Raw genomic sequence first — 19,994 nt, 5'->3', positions numbered from 1 at the left:
CTTAGAAGTTAACATTTAAACCAAATACATATGTTCTTGGTCTTGGATAAAAACCATTATCAATTCCTCTATACATTTCAGGATCTAATCCACTGTAATTTGTAAAAACAGCTACATTCTGAACAGCTCCGTATAGACGTACATCCATACCTTTAATGGCTTGTTTTAGATTATAACCTAATGTAATATTATCAATACGGAAGAACGAAGCATCTTCGATGAAATAATCACTTAATAAATTAGTTTCTGTTATGCTTGTAAAACCAGTGTTGTAGTAACTTGTATGCACATTAGATAAGTAGTTTTGTCCGTTTCCAGTTGCTTTTCTACTGTATCCTTTAGATGACGCCATATTGTTGTAGGCATAGTTACCTAAACTAGCACGTGCTGTAGCTGATAAATCCCAATTCTTGTAACGGAAATAAGTATTGAATCCCATTGTTACATCAGCAAAAGGACTTTTGTGAATATAACGATCGCTGTTATTGATAACGCCATCATTGTTTAAATCCTCATAAGCTCCTTCGATAGGTCTTCCGTTTGCATCGTAAACTTGTTTGTATACATAGAAACTAAATGGAGCATAACCCTCGCGTTGAATTTGAATGTTGTTTCCTGTTCCTCCATCAATTCCACCTGTTAAGTTATCAGTAGGTAAGTTTACAATTTTGTTATCATTGTAAGCAATGTTGTAACCAAATGACCAGTCGAAATCTTTTGTTTTTATGATATCAGCATTAATGCTAAACTCAACTCCTTTATTTTCCATATCACCGATATTTTTATCGATCATATTTCCAAAGTTTGTAAATGGGTCTACATAAACACTTGCAATTAAGTCTTTCGTTTTCTTTTGATAAACATCAAATGTTCCGTAAATTCTATTTCTGAACAAAGAGTAATCAATACCTGCATTTAAAGTATTCGAAATTTCCCATTTCAAATCTCCATTAAAAGGTTGAGGACGATATGTTTGATAAAAAGTAGAACCAAATTGATAATACGCAGTTGATTGAGATCCGTTGTAACGTGTTAAATATTGGAAGTTTCCTAATCCTCCAACATTACCTACTTCACCATAACCAATACGTAATTTTAAATCATTTACAACAGTACTTCCTTTTAAGAAATCTTCTTTTGTCACATTCCAAGCAAAGGCTGCTGATGGGAAATATCCCCATTTTTTGTTCATTGATGGACCAAATTTAGAAGAAGCATCGGCACGTAAAGTAGCAGTTAATACATATTTATTATCAAAACTATAGTTGAATCTTCCGAAATAAGATAACGTTGTAAAATGATCTCTATCTACAAACTCAAACTCATCTGCATTTTGTTGTTCCAATTCACCATCATAACTATATTTATATGTATTGAAGTATTGATAACTATAACCTCCCATAACTTTTACGTTATGACGACCGAAGTCTTGGTCATAAGTTAGGTATGCATCAAAAAGTTTATTATAATATTGATCGCTAAAATTAGTATATGCTCCATCCCAAGTTAAAGAAGAGTTTGGCATATTTTCAGTTGTAACAGAACGACCGTTAGAATTAGAAATATCATATCCTACATTTACTGTAGCTGTTACAGATGGTAAGAAATGTAATTTATAATCCATTTTTGCATTTCCAACAAAACGACGAACTTCAGAAGTATCGCTAAATTCGTTAATTAATGCAACAGGATTTGTTGGTGCTAAGTTGTGTTTTACAGCTCCATCCATCCAAGTATGATATCCTCCATAAATATTTGCTCCAGAATAAATAGGTTGTGTAGGATCGTATTCTAATGCTGCACCAATAGCTCCACGATTCGCGAATTGATTTTCAATATAAGAACCACGAGCATTTAATTCAAACTTCAAATGATTATCTAAGAAAGTTGGGTTTAGATTCATCGATAAAGTTGTACGATTGATATTGTCTCCTTTCAAAATACCATCTTGATCAGTGTTTGATACAGAAAAACGTGAAGGCATATTTCCTCCAATATTTCCTGTTGCGCTAAAGTTGTGATCAAAACCAATAGCAGTTTTATACACTTCTTTTTGCCAATCTGTATTTGCATTTCCTAAACGAGCAATTTCTACAGGTGTACCTACGCTTCTTACTAATTCACGGAATTGATCTGCATTCATCATATCAATATAACCTTCTGGTTGATAAATTGATGTAGTTGAATTATAATTGAATTTAAATTGTTTTCCTTTTCCTTTTTTAGTTGTAATCATAACAACACCATTCGCTGCGCGAGAACCGTAAATAGCAGTTGCAGAAGCGTCCTTTAGAATAGTCATTGTCTCGATATCATTTGGATTCAAGAAATCTAATGGATTACGAGAACCTCCAATGTTAGAGTCTCCTAATGGAACACCATCAACTACATATAAAGGTTGAGAGCTTAATGATAAAGAACTGTTTCCACGAATCAATATATTTTGACCATCTCCAGGAGCTCCACCACCAGATGTTACAACAACACCAGCAATTTTTCCAGTCATTAATTCTTGTGCAGAAGTAATAGATCCTTTGTTGAAGTCCTCTGAATTTAATTGGTTTACAGAGCCTGTAACATCTTCTTTTTTAGCTGTTCCATATCCAATAATCACAACTTCTTTTAAGTTTTCAGTTGTTTTAGATAGACGAAGCTGCAATTGTGTCTGTCCAGCATATGTCAATTCTTGATCATCATAACCAAAAAAACTGATTACAATAACATCACCATCATTTGCTTCTAATGAAAAATTACCTTTATCATCAGAAATCGTAGATTCTCCTGTTGTGATGTTCGAAACATCAGCTCCAGCAAGAATTGCATTTGTGCTATCATATACTGTTCCTTTTACCGCTGTTTGAGCTGATAAAATAGCAGGGCTTGATAAAACTAATGCAAGAAGAGATTGTTTTAAAATCCTCATATATTTTCCGTTTTGTTTCGTTAATTTTTAATTTATATTTTTACTTCTCATTACCAAATGTAAGTCGTTTAATTGATTGATTGTGTATGCTGTACACCGATAAGTGTCACGAAAACGTTTTCGTGTTAATAAATAATTAAATTATTTAAAGAAGGTTGTTAATTTTAAATAAAAAAGACGGAAATTAGTAGAATAAGATTGATGGTTTAGGTAGAAAGAATATTATGAAAAAGAATTTGACATTAAAACAAATTGCAAAGGAGTTAGACGTTTCGATATCAACGGTTTCTAAGGCTTTGAAGAATAGTGAAGAAATTAGTGAAGCAACCCGAAATAAAATTCAGGCATTTGCAAAATTGTATAATTACAAACCGAACAATATTGCGTTAAGTCTTAAGAATCGCAAAACGAAAACCATTGCAGTGATCATTCCCGAAATTGTTCACGATTTTTTCGCTATGGTTATTAGTGGTATCGAAAATTTAGCAAATCAATATGGTTACAATGTTTTAATTTGTTTATCAAACGAGTCTTACGAACGCGAAGTACTTAACATGGAAATGTTAGCATCTGGTAGTATAGACGGGTTTGTTATATCCCTTTCTAAAGAAACTCAATCTAAAAAGGACTATCATCACATCAAAGAAATTATCAATCAAGGAATGCCTGTTGTTATGTTTGATCGTGTTACGCGCGAAGTTTATACAGATAAAGTAATTATTGATGATGTACTTGCTACACAAGAGGCAATACAATATTTTATAAGCAAAGGACGTAAGAAAATTGGCTTTATTACAACGCCTGATTATATAAGCGTAGGAAGGTTAAGAACAGAAGGTTATAAAAGAACTTTAGAAGCAAACGGAATTGCGATTGACGAAAATTTGATATTAAGAGTAGAAGATGAGAGTCAATTAGACACTATGATTGATGATTTTTTCGAAAACAATAAATTTGATGCTGTAATGGCTGTGAACGAATTGTACGCTGTGAAAGTGTTAAGAACTGCATTGAAAAAAGGAATCAAGGTTCCAGAAGATTTACATCTCATTGCTTTTACAGATGGGGTGATTTCAAAAAACTCAATTCCAAGCATTTCTACAGTTAAACAAAATGCATTTAAAATGGGTGAAATTGCTGCCCGACTTTTAATACAAAAATTAGAGTCAGAAAATGAACATGAACACTATATAACCGAAGTTGTAGGTACTGAATTATTACACAGAGAAACTACAACGATTTAGTAAGTTTTTTTTGGTTAAATAATTGTTACAGTTGCAATAATCCCGAAAAAATGTTTTAACATTGTAATCAAATCAAAACATATTTTTACTTCTCAAATAAAAAAATATAGTTTTGATAAGCTGAAACGCTTATCGTAAATAATTAAAAATAATTACGATAATGGAAAAGCGTAGATTAGGTTTTTGGGAAATTTGGAACTTAAGTTTCGGATATTTCGGAATCCAAATGGGATTTGCCTTACAGAATGCAAATGCCAGTAGAATTCTACAAACATTTGGTGCAGATGTACACCATTTGTCTTGGTTTTGGATTGTAGCTCCATTAATGGGTTTGATTGTTCAGCCTATTATTGGACATTATTCTGATAAAACATGGGGACGTTTTGGTCGCCGTAAACCTTATTTTTTAGTTGGAGCTGTATTGGCAAGTATCGGATTAATTCTGATGCCTCAGGCTGGTGCGTTTACTGCATTGTTGCCTGCATTGTGGATGGGAGCAGGTTTTTTGATGATTATGGACGCTTCGTTCAATATCGCTATGGAACCTTTTCGGGCATTAGTAGCAGACGTTTTACCATCAGATCAACGAACATTAGGTTTTTCTATTCAAACAGCATTAATTGGTTTTGGAGCCGTATTAGGATCGTGGTTACCCTATATTTTGAGTAATTGGCTTGGAATAAGTAGTGTAGCTGCAGAAGGTCAGGTTCCGTTTCATTTAATTTTATCTTTCATCATCGGAGCAGTGGTTTTAATTCTGTCTGTGATTGTAACAGTTACAACAACAAAAGAATATTCTCCAGCAGAGTTAGAAGCTTTTGATAGAGTTGAAGGAAAAGAAATTGTACAGGAAGAACAAGCAACTTTATCTCAAATTTTTAAAGATTTTGGTAACATGCCAAAAACAATGAAACAATTGGGATGGGTTCAATTTTTCACATGGTTTGGATTGTTTGGGATGTGGGTTTTTGCTACACCTGCGATTGCACATCATGTTTATAAACTTCCACTTTCTGATACTTCATCTGCAACGTATAACGAAGCGGGAGATTGGGTCGGAATTATTTTTGGAGTTTATAATGCAGTATCAGCAATTTTCGCCTTCTTTTTACCAGCATTAGCCTTAAAAATTGGTCGAAAAACAACGCATACTTTCTCATTAATTGTGGGTGGAATAGGATTAATCTCAATTTATTTTATAGACAATCCAAACCTACTAATTCTTTCTATGGTTGGAGTAGGTGTTGCATGGGCAAGTATTTTAGCAATGCCTTATGCGATGTTGGCAGGAGCAATTCCTGCACGAAAAATGGGTGTTTATATGGGAATATTCAATTTCTTCATTTGTATTCCTCAAATCATCAATTCTATTTTAGGAGGACCTATTGTTAAATATATTTATGGTGGAGATCCAATTTACGCGATCATGACAAGTGGTGTAGCTTTTATAATTGCTGCATTGTTAGTACAACGTGTACAAGACGATGAAAAACCAATCAAAGCATAAAATCTTGAAAACTAAAGCATTTATTTTCGATTTAGACGGTGTAATAGTAGACACCGCAAAATATCATTTTTTAGCATGGCAAAAAATTGCAAATGCACTTAATATCAACTTTACACACGAACATAACGAATTATTAAAAGGTGTTTCTCGTGTGCGTTCATTAGAAATTATTCTTGGCTTAGGAAATGTAACCGCTACGGATAAACAAAAAGAACAATGGTTAACTCAGAAAAACGAAGATTATTTAGAGTATATCAATAAGATGGATGATTCTGAAATTCTTCCTGGAGTGATGTACGTACTTAACTTTTTGAAAGGAAACAATCAGCCAATTGTTTTGGGATCTGCATCTAAAAATGCACGACCAATTTTAGAAAAAGTAAATATTCTAAACTATTTTGATGATATCGTAGATGGTAATGATGTTTCTAACGCGAAACCAGATCCAGAAGTGTTTATCGTTGGAGCAAAAAAAGCAAATCAACCAAATGAAAATGCAATTGTTTTTGAGGATTCGGTTGCAGGTATTCAAGCAGCTAATAATGCGGGAATGATAAGTATAGGAATCGGAGAAGCTTCTGTTTTAAATGAAGCAAAATACAATTTCAACAACTTTACTGAAATCACAGAAGAATTCTTAATAGAATTAATCAATCAATAATTTTACAATCAACATACAAGAACAAAAATGAATCAAGATTATATCATCCCGAATGAATGGTCAATTATCGAAGAAGGGTTTGAAAAAGATCGTGTAAAATCGTCTGAAAGTTTATTTTCTATCGGAAATGGTGCGATGGGACAACGTGCGAATTTCGAAGAATTCTATTCAGGAGATACTTTTCAAGGAAGTTATATTGCTGGAGTTTATTATCCTGACAAAACAAAAGTAGGATGGTGGAAAAATGGTTATCCAGAATATTTTGCAAAAGTACTTAATGCACCTGTTTGGATCGGAATTGACATCGAAATTAACGGTGAACAATTCGATTTGAATACATGTATAGAAATCAAAAATTTCCGTCGTGAACTGAACATGAAAGAAGGAGTTTTAAATCGTTCTTTTCAAGCAGTTTTAGCATCTGGATTAGAAATAGATGTAAATGTTAGCCGTTTTCTGTCAGCTGATTTAGATGAATTAGGTGTGATCATATATGATATCAAACCGCTAAATGGTGATGCGAAAATTATCTATAAACCTTATGTTGATGCGCATGTAAAAAATGAGGATGCCAATTGGGAGGAAATATTTTGGGAATCGGTTGACTCAGAAATAAAAGGTGAACAAGGTTTTGTACAAGCTCGTACGTTCAAAACACATTTTAATGTGGTAACGTATATGCAAAACGCATTTTTTATCAATCAAGAAAAACAAACAATTGCTCCAATTCAATCATCAAAAACAGATTGGAAAGTTGAATTTACATATGAAATTAATGTAAAAGCGAATGAAGTTGCAACTATTCAGAAATTTGGTGGTTACGTTGTATCGACAAATCATAACGAAAATGAATTAGTTTCGACAGCAGAAAATGTTTTGGCAAAAGCGAATCAGTTAGGTTATCAACAATTGTTAATAAACCAAAAAGAAGCGTGGGCGAAGACATGGGAAATGGCTGATATTACGATAGAAGGCGATGTAAAAGCGCAACAAGGAATTCGTTTTAATATTTTTCAATTAAACCAAACGTATTCTGGTAAAGATGCACGATTGAATATCGGTCCAAAAGGCTTTACAGGGGAAAAATATGGAGGTTCTACTTATTGGGATACAGAAGCTTATTGTTTACCTTTTTATATGGTGACAAAAAATCAAGAAGTTGCCCGAAACTTGTTAATGTATCGTTTTAATCAGTTAGATAAAGCCATAGAAAATGGAGAAAAATTAGGTTTCAAAAACGGAGCAGCTTTATATCCTATGGTAACGATGAACGGAGAAGAATGCCACAATGAATGGGAAATTACCTTCGAAGAAATTCACCGTAATGGAGCAATCGCTTTTGCAATCTTTAATTATACTCGTTTTACGGGTGATGAGTCGTATATTCCTGAAGCTGGTTTAGAAGTTTTATTAGGAATTGCTCGTTTCTGGAAACAACGTGTCAATTGGTCAAACGATAAAAAACAATACGTAATGTTGGGTGTAACTGGGCCTAACGAGTACGAGAACAATGTGAATAACAACTTCCATTCAAATTATTGTGCACAATGGTGTATGAATTATTTGATTGAACAAGTTGAAAATGTTAAGACAAATTATCCTGAAGATTTTGCACGCATTGTCGCGAAAACAAATGTTACTGATGCAGAATTAGCAGAAATGAAAGAAGTTGCAGCGAATATCTATTTTCCATTTAGCGAAGAATTTGATGTTTACTTGCAACAAGACGGTTTCTTGGATAAAGATTTAACACCAGTTTCAGAATTATCTAATGAAGAACGACCAATTAATCAAAAATGGTCTTGGGATAGAATTTTACGTTCAGCTTATATTAAACAAGCAGATGTTTTACAATCATTCTATTATTTCGAAGATCAATTTTCGAAAGAACAATTAGAAAAACACTTCGATTTCTATGAGCCATTAACAGTTCACGAATCGTCATTATCACCTTGTGTGCATTCAATTCAAGCGGCAACGTTAGGAAGAATGGAACAAGCATATACATTTTATTTGAGAACTTCTCGTCTTGATTTAGATGATTATAATAAAGAAGTTCACGAAGGTTTACACATTACGTCTATGGCAGGAACTTGGATGTCGATTGTAGAAGGATTTGGAGGAATGCGTGTGAAAAATGATACATTATATTTTGAACCACGTTTGCCAGAACAATGGAAAGGATTTTCATTTAAAATCAATTTCCGTAATCAAATCCTAAAAGTTATTGTAAATAAAGGAGAAACAACTTTTGAATTGGAAGGAACAAAACCGTTAGAGGTTTATGTTTTCGATCAAAAAGTTGTTGTTCAGCCTTCGATTTAATAAAGGGAAAATTAAATACCTTGAAGGCAATCGCTTTCGAGGTATTTTTATTTAAAGTAGTACGTTTGAAATTATAATTTCACGTCACTTCGAGTGAATTTTTGAAATGAAAATGGAGAAAATTTGTATCGAGAAGTAAGACGGGAATTCATCTAAGTTCTCGATACATTTAAAAAGATTATAACAATCATTTTAAATACTCGAACTGACGAAAAATGGCATTTTGAACTGTCACACTGAGCTTGTCGAAGTGCAAAATCATATAATGAAGATGAGAAGTTGAATCAAGTTCAACTTGACAAAATAAAAAACAAACAAAATGAAAAAACTATTCGTATTAACCTCTTTCTTATCAACCTTTGCTTTTGCTCAAATTCAAAAAGTAGAGCCTATGTTTTGGTGGAAAGGGATGAAAAATCCGGAAGTTCAAATTCTGGTTTACGGAAAAGATATAAGTAAATACAATATTGAGTTATCAGATCAAATAAAGATCAAAGATATTCAGAAAACAGAAAATCCAAATTATGTTTTTGTAACAGTTAATACGAATGATGTAAATAAATCATCGTTCAAAATTAACATCAAAAACAAAAATAAAGTTGTTGATTCGTACACGTACGAATTAAAAGAACGTAAGGCAAATTCTGCAAACCGTACTTCTTTTACGTCAAAGGATATTGTGTATTTGATTATGCCAGATCGTTTCGCAAATGGAGACGAAAGTAATGATTCGAAGAAAGAATTAACAGATAAAGCAAATCGTTCTATTCCAGATAGTCGCCACGGAGGAGATTTACGAGGAATTATCAACAATTTAGATTATTTGCAAAATCTTGGTGCAACAGCAGTTTGGTTAACGCCAGTTAACGAGGATAATGAAAAGCAACATTCGTATCATGGTTATGCGCAAACAGATTTGTATAAAATTGATGGACGATACGGATCGAATGAAGATTATCGCGAATTATCTCAAAAATTAAATCAACGTGGAATGATGTTGATTCAAGATTATGTTACCAATCACTGGGGATTATCGCATTGGATGATTCAAGATTTACCTTCTCAAGATTGGATTCATCAATTTCCTGACGGAGGTCTAAAAGGTTTTAAACGTTCTAATTATCGTACAACTTCTCAGTTTGATACAAATGTTGCAGAAGTCGATAAAAAAGAAGCTCTGAATGGTTGGTTTGATTTATCAATGCCAGATATGAATCAATCGAATCCATTGGTGTTAAATTATCTGACGCAAAATGCAATTTGGTGGATAGAATATGCAGAATTAGGAGGAATGCGTGTAGATACCTATCCGTACAATGATAAAGTTGGAATGGCAAAATGGGTGAAAGCAATTACAGATGAATATCCAAATTTTAATGTCGTAGGAGAAGCTTGGATGTATTCGCCAGCACATATTTCTTATTGGCAAAAAGATTCTAAAATTGCAGAAATAGATCATTATAATTCGCATTTACCTTCTGTAATGGATTTTAATTTATTTTCAGAATTACCAAAAGCAATCAAAGAAGAAGAGTCTTGGGATGGAGGAATGATAAAATTATACAATTCATTCACGAATGATTTCTTGTATCCAAATGTCAACAACATGTTTGTGTTCATGGAAAATCATGATACAGAGCGATGGAACGAAATTATGAATGGGAATATTAATGATTATAAACTGGGTTTATCATTAATTTCTACTGTTCGTGGAATTCCACAAGTTTATTATGGTTCTGAAATAGGAATGCGTGGTGATAAAAGTAAAGGGGATGCAGATATTCGTCGCGATTTTCCTGGAGGATGGAAATCAGATCAGCAAAATGCTTTCACAACTGAAGGAAGAACAGCTGAACAGAAATCTTTTCACGATTTTACAGCAAAACTTTTTAATTGGAGAAAAAACAAAGAAGTTATTCATTCAGGAAAAACGAAACATTATATGCCTCAGAAAAATGTTTACGTGTATTTCAGATACAATGAAAAAGAATCTGTAATGGTTATTTTGAATGCAAATCCAGAAAAACAAACGTTCAAATTGGATCGTTTTGCAGAATCATTAATTGGAATAACTTCAGGAAAAGATATTATTTCTGAGAAAACATTTCCAATTAATTCAAATGGAGAAATTTCAATTGATGGTAAAACATCAATGATTATTGAACTTAGAAAGTAAAACGTTTCACGTTACTTCGAGTGAATTTATATCGAGAAGTAAAATGTGAATAATTCGTCTAATTTCTAGATACGATTCTTATCAGAATCACTTGAAATGACGAATAAATAAAGTTATCTTAAAAGAGAATTAAAAAAGATTCTTCGATAAACTCAGAATGACAATTTCATTAAAAATAATAAAGTAAATGTCATTCCGACGAATGGAGGAATCTAACAAAATGTAAAAAACAAAAACAAGAAATATGAAAAACTTTAAGTTTATACTTGGTTTAGGGATCGCAATGATGAATATGGTTTATGGACAAGAGTTGAAATCACCGAATGGAAATTTCGTGATGGATTTTTCATTGTCAAAAGATGGAAAGCCAACCTATCAATTAAAGTTCAAAGGCAAAGATGTAGTGAAACCAAGTCATTTGGGATTTGAGTTTAAAACGAAACATAAAGAAATGGACTTTGCAGTTCAAGATCGTGTAGAGGATGAAAAGGCAAAAGATATTGCGAACTTTTTATCTGGGTTTAAAATCATTGATACTAAAACTTCAACATTCGACGAAACATGGAAACCAGTTTGGGGAGAAGTAGATAAAATCAGAAATAATTTCAATGAATTAGCTGTTACAGTTTCTCAACCAAATACAGATCGTCAAATGATTATTCGTTTTCGTTTGTTCAACGAAGGTTTAGGTTTCCGTTACGAGTTTCCAGAGCAAAAGAATTTGAAATATTTTGTCATCAAAGAAGAGCATTCTCAGTTTGCAATGGCTGGAGATCACACGGCTTTCTGGATTCCTGGAGATTACGATACACAAGAATACGATTACACAGAATCTAAATTATCTGAAATTAGAGGTTTATTTGATAAAGCTTACATTGGAAATGCTTCTCAACAAGCTTTTTCAAAGACTGGTGTACAAACAGCATTAATGATGAAAGCAACAAATGGTCTTTACATCAACTTACACGAAGCTGCATTGATTAATTATCCTGCAATGAGTTTGAATTTAGATGATAAAACATTAACATTTGAATCGTGGTTAACACCAGACGCTTTAGGAGATAAAGGTTATTTACAAGCACCTTTTAATACGCCTTGGCGTACAGTTATTGCGAGTGATGATGCAAGAGAAGTTGCATTTAAAGGTCCGCAATTAATATATAATTTAAATGAACCTTCAAAAATTAAAGACACTTCTTGGATCAAACCAGTAAAATATATCGGTGTTTGGTGGGAAATGATTACAGGAAAAAGCTCTTGGGCTTATACAGATGAATTTCCAACGGTACAATTAGGTGTTACAGATTATAAAAATGCAAAACCTAATGGAAAACATGGAGCAAATAACGAACATGTAAAAGAATACATTGATTTTGCTGCAGAGCACGGTTTTGATGCTGTTTTAGTAGAAGGATGGAACGAAGGTTGGGAAGATTGGTTTGGAAATCACAAAGACTACGTATTCGATTTTGTTACGCCTTATCCAGATTTTGATGTAAAAATGTTAAATGCTTATGCAAAATCAAAAGGTGTAAAAATCATGATGCACCACGAAACTTCGGGATCAATTCGTAATTACGAAAGACATTTGGACAAAGCATATAAATTTATGAATGATAATGGTTATACCTCTGTAAAAAGTGGATATGTAGGAGATATCGTTCCTCGTGGAGATTATCATTACAGCCAAAATACAATCAACCATTATCAATATGCAATTGAAAAAGCGGCTGATTATAAAATTATGGTAAATGCACACGAAGCAGTTCGTCCTACTGGTGTTGCACGTACTTGGCCAAATTTAATTGGAAATGAATCTGCTCGTGGAACAGAATACCAAGCTTTCGGAGGTTCTAAACCAAATCACGTAACTATTTTACCATTTACGCGTCTTTTAGGTGGACCAATGGATTATACGCCTGGTATTTTCGAAATGGATGTAAAGAAATTAAATCCAAACAACCATTCACATGTTAATTCTACAATTGCAAATCAATTGGCTTTGTACGTAACAATGTATTCGCCTTTGCAAATGGCTGCTGATATTATTGAGCATTACAAACAATTTTCTGATGCATTTCAATTCATCAAAGATGTGCCTGTAGATTGGCAAGATTCTAAATACTTGGAAGCTGAACCAGGAAAATATCTAACAATTGCACGTAAAGATAAAAACTCAAACAACTGGTTTATTGGAAATGTAAATGGTGAAACTCCTCGTTCAACGAAAATCAAATTAGATTTCTTAGAGAAAGGGAAAAAATATGAAGCGACAATTTATGCAGATGCAAAAGATGCGCACTATAAAACAAATCCTCAAGCCTATAAAATAGAAACTAAAAAAGTTGATGCAAAATCAGTTTTAGATTTAACATCTCAAGCTGGTGGAGGTTTTGCAATTAGTATTAAAGAAATTAAATAAGTAATGAGTGATGAGTATTGAGTAACAAATTTCTCAATACTCAAAACTTAGTACTCAAAACTTTTTAGTATGAAAAAAATACTTTTCTCAATTGGAATAGCTTCATTGTTTATAAGTTCTTGCTCAAAAACCTCAACACAAGCTACACAAATAACTAAATCAGAAAAACAACCATTTGTTTGGAATGGAGCAAATGTTTATTTTTTATTGACAGACCGTTTCGAAAATGGAGATATAAAGAATGATGTAAACTACGGAAGAACTGCCGAAACATCTAAATTAAGAGGTTTTGAAGGTGGAGATTTTCGTGGTGTAATCAATAAAATAGATGATAATTATTTTTCAGATTTAGGTGTTAATGCTATTTGGATGACACCAATTGTTGAACAAATTCATGGTTTTGTAGACGAAGGTCAAGGAAAAACATACGGATTTCATGGGTATTGGACCAAAGATTGGACATCAATTGATAAAAACTGGGGAACAGAAAAAGAATTGCAAGAGTTAGTAGATAAAGCACACGCAAAAGGAATTCGTATTATGTTGGATGCGGTGATTAATCATACAGGTCCTGTTACAAATTCGGATGGCGTTTTTCCTTCAGATTGGGTTCGTGTTTCGCCGCAATGCACGTACGATTCGTATAAGTCGACGATAGAATGTACGTTGGTGAAAAACTTACCAGATATTTTAACAGAGTCTGAAAATGATGTGTTGTTACCACCCCAATTGTTAGCAAAATGGTCACAAGAAGGTCGTTTGGAAAAAGAAGTGTCAGAATTGAATGCTTTTTTTGCAAAATATAATTTACCAAAAGCTCCGAAATATTACATCATGAAATGGCTTTCTGATTACATTAGAAAGTACGGAATTGATGCTTATCGTGTCGATACAGTAAAACATACAGAAGAAGATGTGTGGAAGAAATTCGAAGAGATTTGTCAAGATGCTTTTGCAGAATATAAAGCTACTCATCCAACCAAAGTATTAGATCAAAACAAATTTTTCTTGTTAGGAGAAGTTTATAATTATTCAATTAACGATGGACAACAATTTAATTTTCCTGATAAAACAGTTAATTATTTCGAGAATGGATTTGATGCATTAATCAATTTCGATTTGCGTTCAACACAAAAAGAATCGAATAAAGCTGTTTTTGATCGATACAATGATATTCTTCAAAATAAGATGAACGGAAAGTCTGTGATGAGCTACATTACATCTCACGATGATGGTTCACCTTTCGATAAAAATCGTCAAAATCCTTGGGATGCGGGAACTCGATTATTGTTAGCTCCAGGAATTTCTCAAATTTATTATGGAGATGAAACAGCTCGTCCATTAGAAATAGAAGGTGTTGATGGAGATGCAAATCTTCGCTCGAATATGAATTGGGAAAGTATTCAGCCAAATTCAGAAACGGAATCATTATTGAATCATTACCAGAAGTTAGGACAATTTAGAAGAAATCATCCAGCGGTTGGTGCAGGAAATCAAACAGATTTGCAAAATTCTCCGTATATTTTTACAAGAAAATATAAGACAGACGAAGTCGTAATTGGATTGGAAATGCCTATTGGTAAAAAAACAATTAATGTGAGTTCGGTTTGGAAAGATGGTACTAAAGTTCGCGATGCTTATTCAGGTGTTTCAGGAAAAGTTGTAAACGGGAATATAGAATTGAATACGACTTCTGATATTGTATTATTAGAGAAGTTAAATTAATTTTTTAGAAGAAATAGAAGATAAAAATGATAAAAAAAATAGTTGGTTTAACCCTTATAACGACATTGTTTTTCACAAGTTGCGAAAGCAAAAAAGAAACAAAGTCTGAAGAGGTAAAATCTGAAATGAAAGAACAAGGAGTTGTTCCTTTTACAGCTGAAATGGCAGAAACTTCGGTAATTTATGAAGTGAATGTTCGTCAATTTTCACCAGAAGGAACTTTTGCTGCAGTAACAAAAGAGATGGCTAACATCAAAAAGTTGGGTGTTAAAATTCTTTGGATTATGCCTATTTACCCGATTGGAGAAGAAAATAGAAAAGAAGGTTTAGGTTCATATTATTCTATCAAAGATTATAGAGGAATCAATCCAGAGTTTGGAAATGCAGAAGATTTCAAGAAATTGGTTGATGAAGCACATAAAAATGGGATGTATGTTATTTTAGATTGGGTTGCAAATCACACTGCATGGGATCATCCTTGGGTTAAACAACATCCAGATTGGTACGAGCAAGATAAGAATGGAAAAATGCATTCTCCATACGATTGGACAGATGTTGTGGCATTAAATTTTGAGAACAAAGAAATGCGCAAACAGATGATTGCTGATATGAAATATTGGTTAGATGATTTCAAAATTGATGGTTTCCGTTGTGATATGGCGCATGAGGTTCCGACTGATTTTTGGGAAGAAGCAAAACCACAATTAGTAAATGGTCGTGAGATATTTATGTTAGGTGAAACAGAAAAACCAGATCTTTTAGTAAATGCTTTCGACGCTGCATATGGATGGAAAATTCATCATATTATGAATGACATTGCAAAAGGTAAAAAGAATGTTTCTGCAATTGATGCATATATGGATTCGATTCCTAAAAAATGGCAAGCCGATGATTACAAATTATTGTTCACATCTAACCACGACGAAAATTCTTGGGCAGGAACAGAATATGAAAGAATGGGCGATGCAGTTGAAACATTTGCTGCATTAACATATACTTTACCAGGAATTCCGTTAATTTATAATGGACAAGAAGAAGATTTTAACCGTCGTCTAAAATTCTTTGTCAAAGATTCTATTGATCGTAATTCGAATGCAAAAATGCGTGGTGTTTACGAAAAATTAGGAGAATTAAAAGTAACAAATGAAGCCTTTAATGGAGCTAAAAAAGCAGCTTCTTACGAACGATTAAAAACATCTGATGATAAATCTATTTTAGCTTTCAAGCGTAAGAAAAACACAACAGAGGCTTATTTTGTAGCAAATTTCACTAAGTCAGCTAAAGAGGTTACGGTTCCAATTAACGGAATCTATAAAAACTTTATGAACAATGAAGATGTTACATTTGATGCAACTACAAAACTGAAATTGAAACCTTGGGAATACCTTATTTTAGTTCAGAAGAAAAAATAAATTCTTAAAAGCTGGTTAAATTTTTAATCAGCTTTTTTTATGGTATAATGCTTGTTGATAATTGGTTAAAATCAAAATCATGAAAAAAATAGTTTTATCAACAGCAGCCATTTTAAGTTTAGTTCTATTTTCATGCGAATCGAAGAAAACAGAACAAACAAATGTTGTTTCAACTAAATCTGAAGTTGCAGAACAGCCAATTGTTTCGGAAAGTGATATTGCAAATAATCCCGAAGCTTCTACTTCATCAAATACATATGTAGTTTTGCAAGATAACGGGCAACAGAAGACTGTTAATGTAGATCCAAATGAAACAGTGATTTCGGCAAATAATTTGCCTGTAAATGCACAGAATTTTGTTTCACAAAACTTCGGTAATATGGAATTTATACATGCGATAAAAGAAGTTGAACGAAATATCACAACATATAATATTCAGTTAAAAGATGGAACTAAAATTGAGTTTACGGATAACGGAGATTGGACAGAAGTGAAAAATGGCTTAGGAAAAGTAATTCCGAATAAGTTTTTTCCAGAAAATATTAAGAAATATCTTCAGACAAAATATCCTAAAATAGATGCAAAATCGATTGAGATGGATACAAAAGACAAAGAAATTAAAGTAGAATTACTGCAGAATAAAGTTGATTTGAAATTTGATCTGAACGGAAATTTCATCAAAATTGATTAATTAAAGATTTTAAACCTTATCATTTGATGAGGTTTTTTTTATTGCTTTTTAATTAAATTTTACATTATTCTTCACATAAATAGTTCACAATTATCAATATATTTATAGTAGAAAAATCAACCAAATGGATAAAAAATATTTGAGATCGTTAATTTTTAGACATCTCGATGGTCTTGTAACAGCGCCTATTTTACATGCTTTAGCAAGTAAAGGAGTGTTGCATTATATTGTGGAGCATAAAACAATGTTGTTGGATCAGTTGACCGATGAATTTCAAGCGAACGAAGGTTATCTTAATATAGCTTTGCGTGTATTAGCTTCTCAAAATATGTTAGAATATTCGGTCGATAATAAACAAGAAATTGTCGAAATTCAAACCAATAAATATTCAGACAGAGCTTTTACAAATATTGATATTTATTATGATTTAGCAACTTTTTTAGCAGAAGATGAAGTCATCAATCAAGCTGATTTTTCGGATGAGTTTTGTAAAAAATGGATAAAATTATTTGATAAATACAAAACTTATTTGACGACAGCAGAAGACGAAGAGTTTTTGGAAAAACCATTGCATTATCAAATTACAAAACATATAGAAGGAGTATTGGTTGGACCAATTATAGTTCGAATGGGAATGAGTGGATTATTTCATAAATATTTTATGGAAGCATCTTTCAATCCAGACGAATTTCACAAAAATCCACAAACTTTCGAAAAAATATTAGAACGATTAACAGAATTAGGTTGGTTTATCAAACACGAAAAAAATTATAAATTCACAGAAATAGGATTGTTTTTTGCTCGTCGCGCCACTTCTTACGGTGTTACAGTTTCTTATTTGCCAATGTTTGCGAAGTTGAATGATTTACTTTTTGGTTCACCAACAAAATTGCGAGAAATTACAGAAGGTGAAGATGAGCAACATGTTAATCGAGAAATGAATGTTTGGGGTAGTGGAGGAGCGCATTCAACATATTTTAAAGTGATAGATGAATTTATTGTCGACATTTTTAATCGTCCGATAGAAGAACAACCAAAAGGGATTTTGGACATGGGATGTGGAAATGGTGCGTTGTTACAGCATTTGTACGATGTGATTGAGCGACAAACATTACGTGGTAAACATCTCGACGAATATCCTTTGTTTTTGGTAGGTGCAGATTACAACCAAGCAGCCTTGAAAGTGACACGTGCCAATTTAATTAAAAACGATATTTGGGCAAAAGTAATTTGGGGCGATATTGGCGATCCAGATCGATTGGCAAATGATTTAAAAAATGACTATTCAATCGAGTTGAGCGATTTATTAAACATCAGAACTTTCTTAGATCATAACAGAATTTGGGAAGATGTAAATGATGTGAAAACGGACAGAATAAGTACTTCTACTGGCGCGTTTGCGTTTAGAGGAAAACGTTTGTCGAATAATGATGTGGAACAAAATTTATTGAATCATCTCAAAAAGTGGGCACCTTATGTAGAGAAGTTTGGTTTGTTGTTAATCGAATTGCATACAATTGCACCAGATTTAACAGCGAAGAATTTAGGTGATACACCAGCAACAGCTTATGATGCAACACATGGTTTTTCCGATCAATATATTGTAGAAGTAGATGTTTTTCATCGTATTTGTCAAGAAACTGGTTTACTCCCTGATAAAACATTGTTCAAAAAATATCCAAACAACGAATTGGCAACTGTTAGCATTAATCTTCTGAAAAAATAATAATCATTTATATAAACCAAAAAAACTCAGTAATTTCTTACTGAGTTTTTTTGGTTAGTCTTATATCTATAATTAGTTTAAAGTTATTTTTGCTTGACTAATTTTAAACCCATTTTCGTAAACATTGAACGTATAAACTCCTTTTTGGAATTCCTCATTTTCCCAATCGAAAGTGATATTTTTTGTTTGCCCATTTGTGTAATTGAAGTTAATTGCATCAGAAAAGTTTACTGTATCTCCAGATCTCAACTCAATTTGTCCACCTTGTGCATTACCATATCTTCCTAACGTTCCATCAGGATTATAGATGGCAACATATAATTTCTTTTCTCCAGATTCTGTTCTCGAATTACGATCTACATCAAAAGAAACACGAATTTTATCAATACGTTTTGCACGTGTTTTTTCAACTTCTTTTCCACTGTTTCTTACGCGAATTCCTTTTATTTGTTGATTCGAAACAGATAATGTTGAACTTAATTCATCTATTTTTCCTTTCGAAATGGCATTGTCTTTTTGGCGAACACTTTTTTCCGTTTCGTAATTATATGTTAACTCTTTATTGTTTTCTCTTAAATTATTATTATCTGATGTTAAAGCAGAATTTTTGTTATTTAAATCTTCTACATTACGAACAAGAATTGCATTTTCTTTTTGTAAACGAGAAACTTCAGATTTATAATTTTTAACGCTTCCTTCTAAATCGGCAATCATTTTACGTGCACGACTCATTTCTTCTGCAGTTGGATTGTCTTTGTCTAAAATTTCTTGAATATCTTGATTCTTTAATTGAATCATATTTTCTTTATCTCCCAACAAATTATTACGATCCTCGATACGAGCTTTATATTGTGTATAATCGTTTAAAATTGAATCGTATTGTCTACGAATTTGCTCTTTTTGACCTGTTTCATTTTTAAGGATTTGAGAGTTTAAAGAGTCATTTTTTTCAAAATTTCCTATTTGATTTGCCTGATAAATATTGTAACCAACACTACCAGCTAATAAGATTCCTACTAAAGCCAAAGGCACTACTAAGCCATTTTTTCCTTTGTTTGTTGGTTGATTGTTTTCTTCTAATCCTTGCATATAAATTATTATTTAAGGTTAATTGTTTTTTTATTATTTTTAACGTTAAGAAATTATGATGCCAAATTCTTTAGAATATGTTAAAACGGAGGT

General features: G+C 32.6%; 12 protein-coding genes. 10 read left to right on the top strand and 2 right to left on the bottom strand.

Features of this window, described 5'->3' with window-relative positions:
* Position 1 precedes the first annotated feature (1 nt).
* Complete coding sequence (locus AC2I98_RS08920; protein ID WP_486411355.1) at positions 2–2,923, bottom strand: SusC/RagA family TonB-linked outer membrane protein; 2,922 nt, start codon at positions 2,921–2,923, stop codon at positions 2–4.
* Between the two features lie 224 nt (positions 2,924–3,147).
* On the opposite strand from AC2I98_RS08920, the gene AC2I98_RS08915 reads away from it, so the two are divergent.
* From AC2I98_RS08915 to AC2I98_RS08870, 10 genes are all read left to right on the top strand, one after another.
* Positions 3,148–4,167: a LacI family DNA-binding transcriptional regulator gene (locus tag AC2I98_RS08915; RefSeq protein WP_486411354.1), complete on the top strand. Its 1,020-nt coding sequence runs from the start codon at positions 3,148–3,150 to the stop codon at positions 4,165–4,167.
* 160 nt (positions 4,168–4,327) lie between these two features.
* Positions 4,328–5,674 carry an MFS transporter gene (locus AC2I98_RS08910; RefSeq protein ID WP_486411353.1) on the top strand — a complete coding sequence of 449 codons (1,347 nt, stop codon included), beginning with the start codon at positions 4,328–4,330 and terminating at the stop codon, positions 5,672–5,674.
* 4 nt (positions 5,675–5,678) lie between these two features.
* Positions 5,679–6,335 (top strand): beta-phosphoglucomutase, encoded by a 657-nt coding sequence (gene pgmB / locus AC2I98_RS08905; RefSeq protein WP_486411352.1) that lies wholly within the window; start codon positions 5,679–5,681, stop codon positions 6,333–6,335.
* A 27-nt stretch (positions 6,336–6,362) separates the two neighbouring features.
* Positions 6,363–8,660: a glycoside hydrolase family 65 protein gene (locus AC2I98_RS08900; protein ID WP_486411351.1), complete on the top strand. Its 2,298-nt coding sequence runs from the start codon at positions 6,363–6,365 to the stop codon at positions 8,658–8,660.
* Between the two features lie 319 nt (positions 8,661–8,979).
* Positions 8,980–10,836, top strand: coding sequence for a glycoside hydrolase family 13 protein (locus AC2I98_RS08895; protein ID WP_486411350.1), 1,857 nt, complete (start codon positions 8,980–8,982; stop codon positions 10,834–10,836).
* Between the two features lie 244 nt (positions 10,837–11,080).
* Positions 11,081–13,258, top strand: coding sequence for a glycoside hydrolase family 97 protein (locus tag AC2I98_RS08890; protein WP_486411349.1), 2,178 nt, complete (start codon positions 11,081–11,083; stop codon positions 13,256–13,258).
* Positions 13,259–13,327: 69 nt separating this feature from the next.
* Complete coding sequence (locus AC2I98_RS08885; protein ID WP_486411348.1) at positions 13,328–14,983, top strand: alpha-amylase family glycosyl hydrolase; 1,656 nt, start codon at positions 13,328–13,330, stop codon at positions 14,981–14,983.
* A 26-nt stretch (positions 14,984–15,009) separates the two neighbouring features.
* Positions 15,010–16,395, top strand: a complete 1,386-nt coding sequence (locus tag AC2I98_RS08880; RefSeq protein ID WP_486411347.1) for an alpha-amylase family glycosyl hydrolase — start codon at positions 15,010–15,012, stop codon at positions 16,393–16,395.
* 79 nt (positions 16,396–16,474) lie between these two features.
* A complete protein-coding gene (locus AC2I98_RS08875) occupies positions 16,475–17,086 on the top strand; it encodes a PepSY-like domain-containing protein (RefSeq protein WP_486411346.1) in 612 nt (203 codons plus the stop codon).
* A 124-nt stretch (positions 17,087–17,210) separates the two neighbouring features.
* Positions 17,211–18,812 (top strand): class I SAM-dependent methyltransferase, encoded by a 1,602-nt coding sequence (locus AC2I98_RS08870; protein WP_486411345.1) that lies wholly within the window; start codon positions 17,211–17,213, stop codon positions 18,810–18,812.
* A gap of 72 nt (positions 18,813–18,884) precedes the next feature.
* Here AC2I98_RS08870 and AC2I98_RS08865 read toward each other — a convergent pair whose 3' ends face one another.
* Entirely contained in the window at positions 18,885–19,901 is a 1,017-nt protein-coding gene (locus AC2I98_RS08865; RefSeq protein WP_486411344.1) for a hypothetical protein, read from the bottom strand.
* Positions 19,902–19,994: the final 93 nt, after the last annotated feature.

This window comes from Empedobacter sp. EJD.6dd, assembly GCF_057369435.1.
Note: the sequence above shows the minus strand (reverse complement) of the source record. Positions and strands in the feature narration are given on the sequence as shown.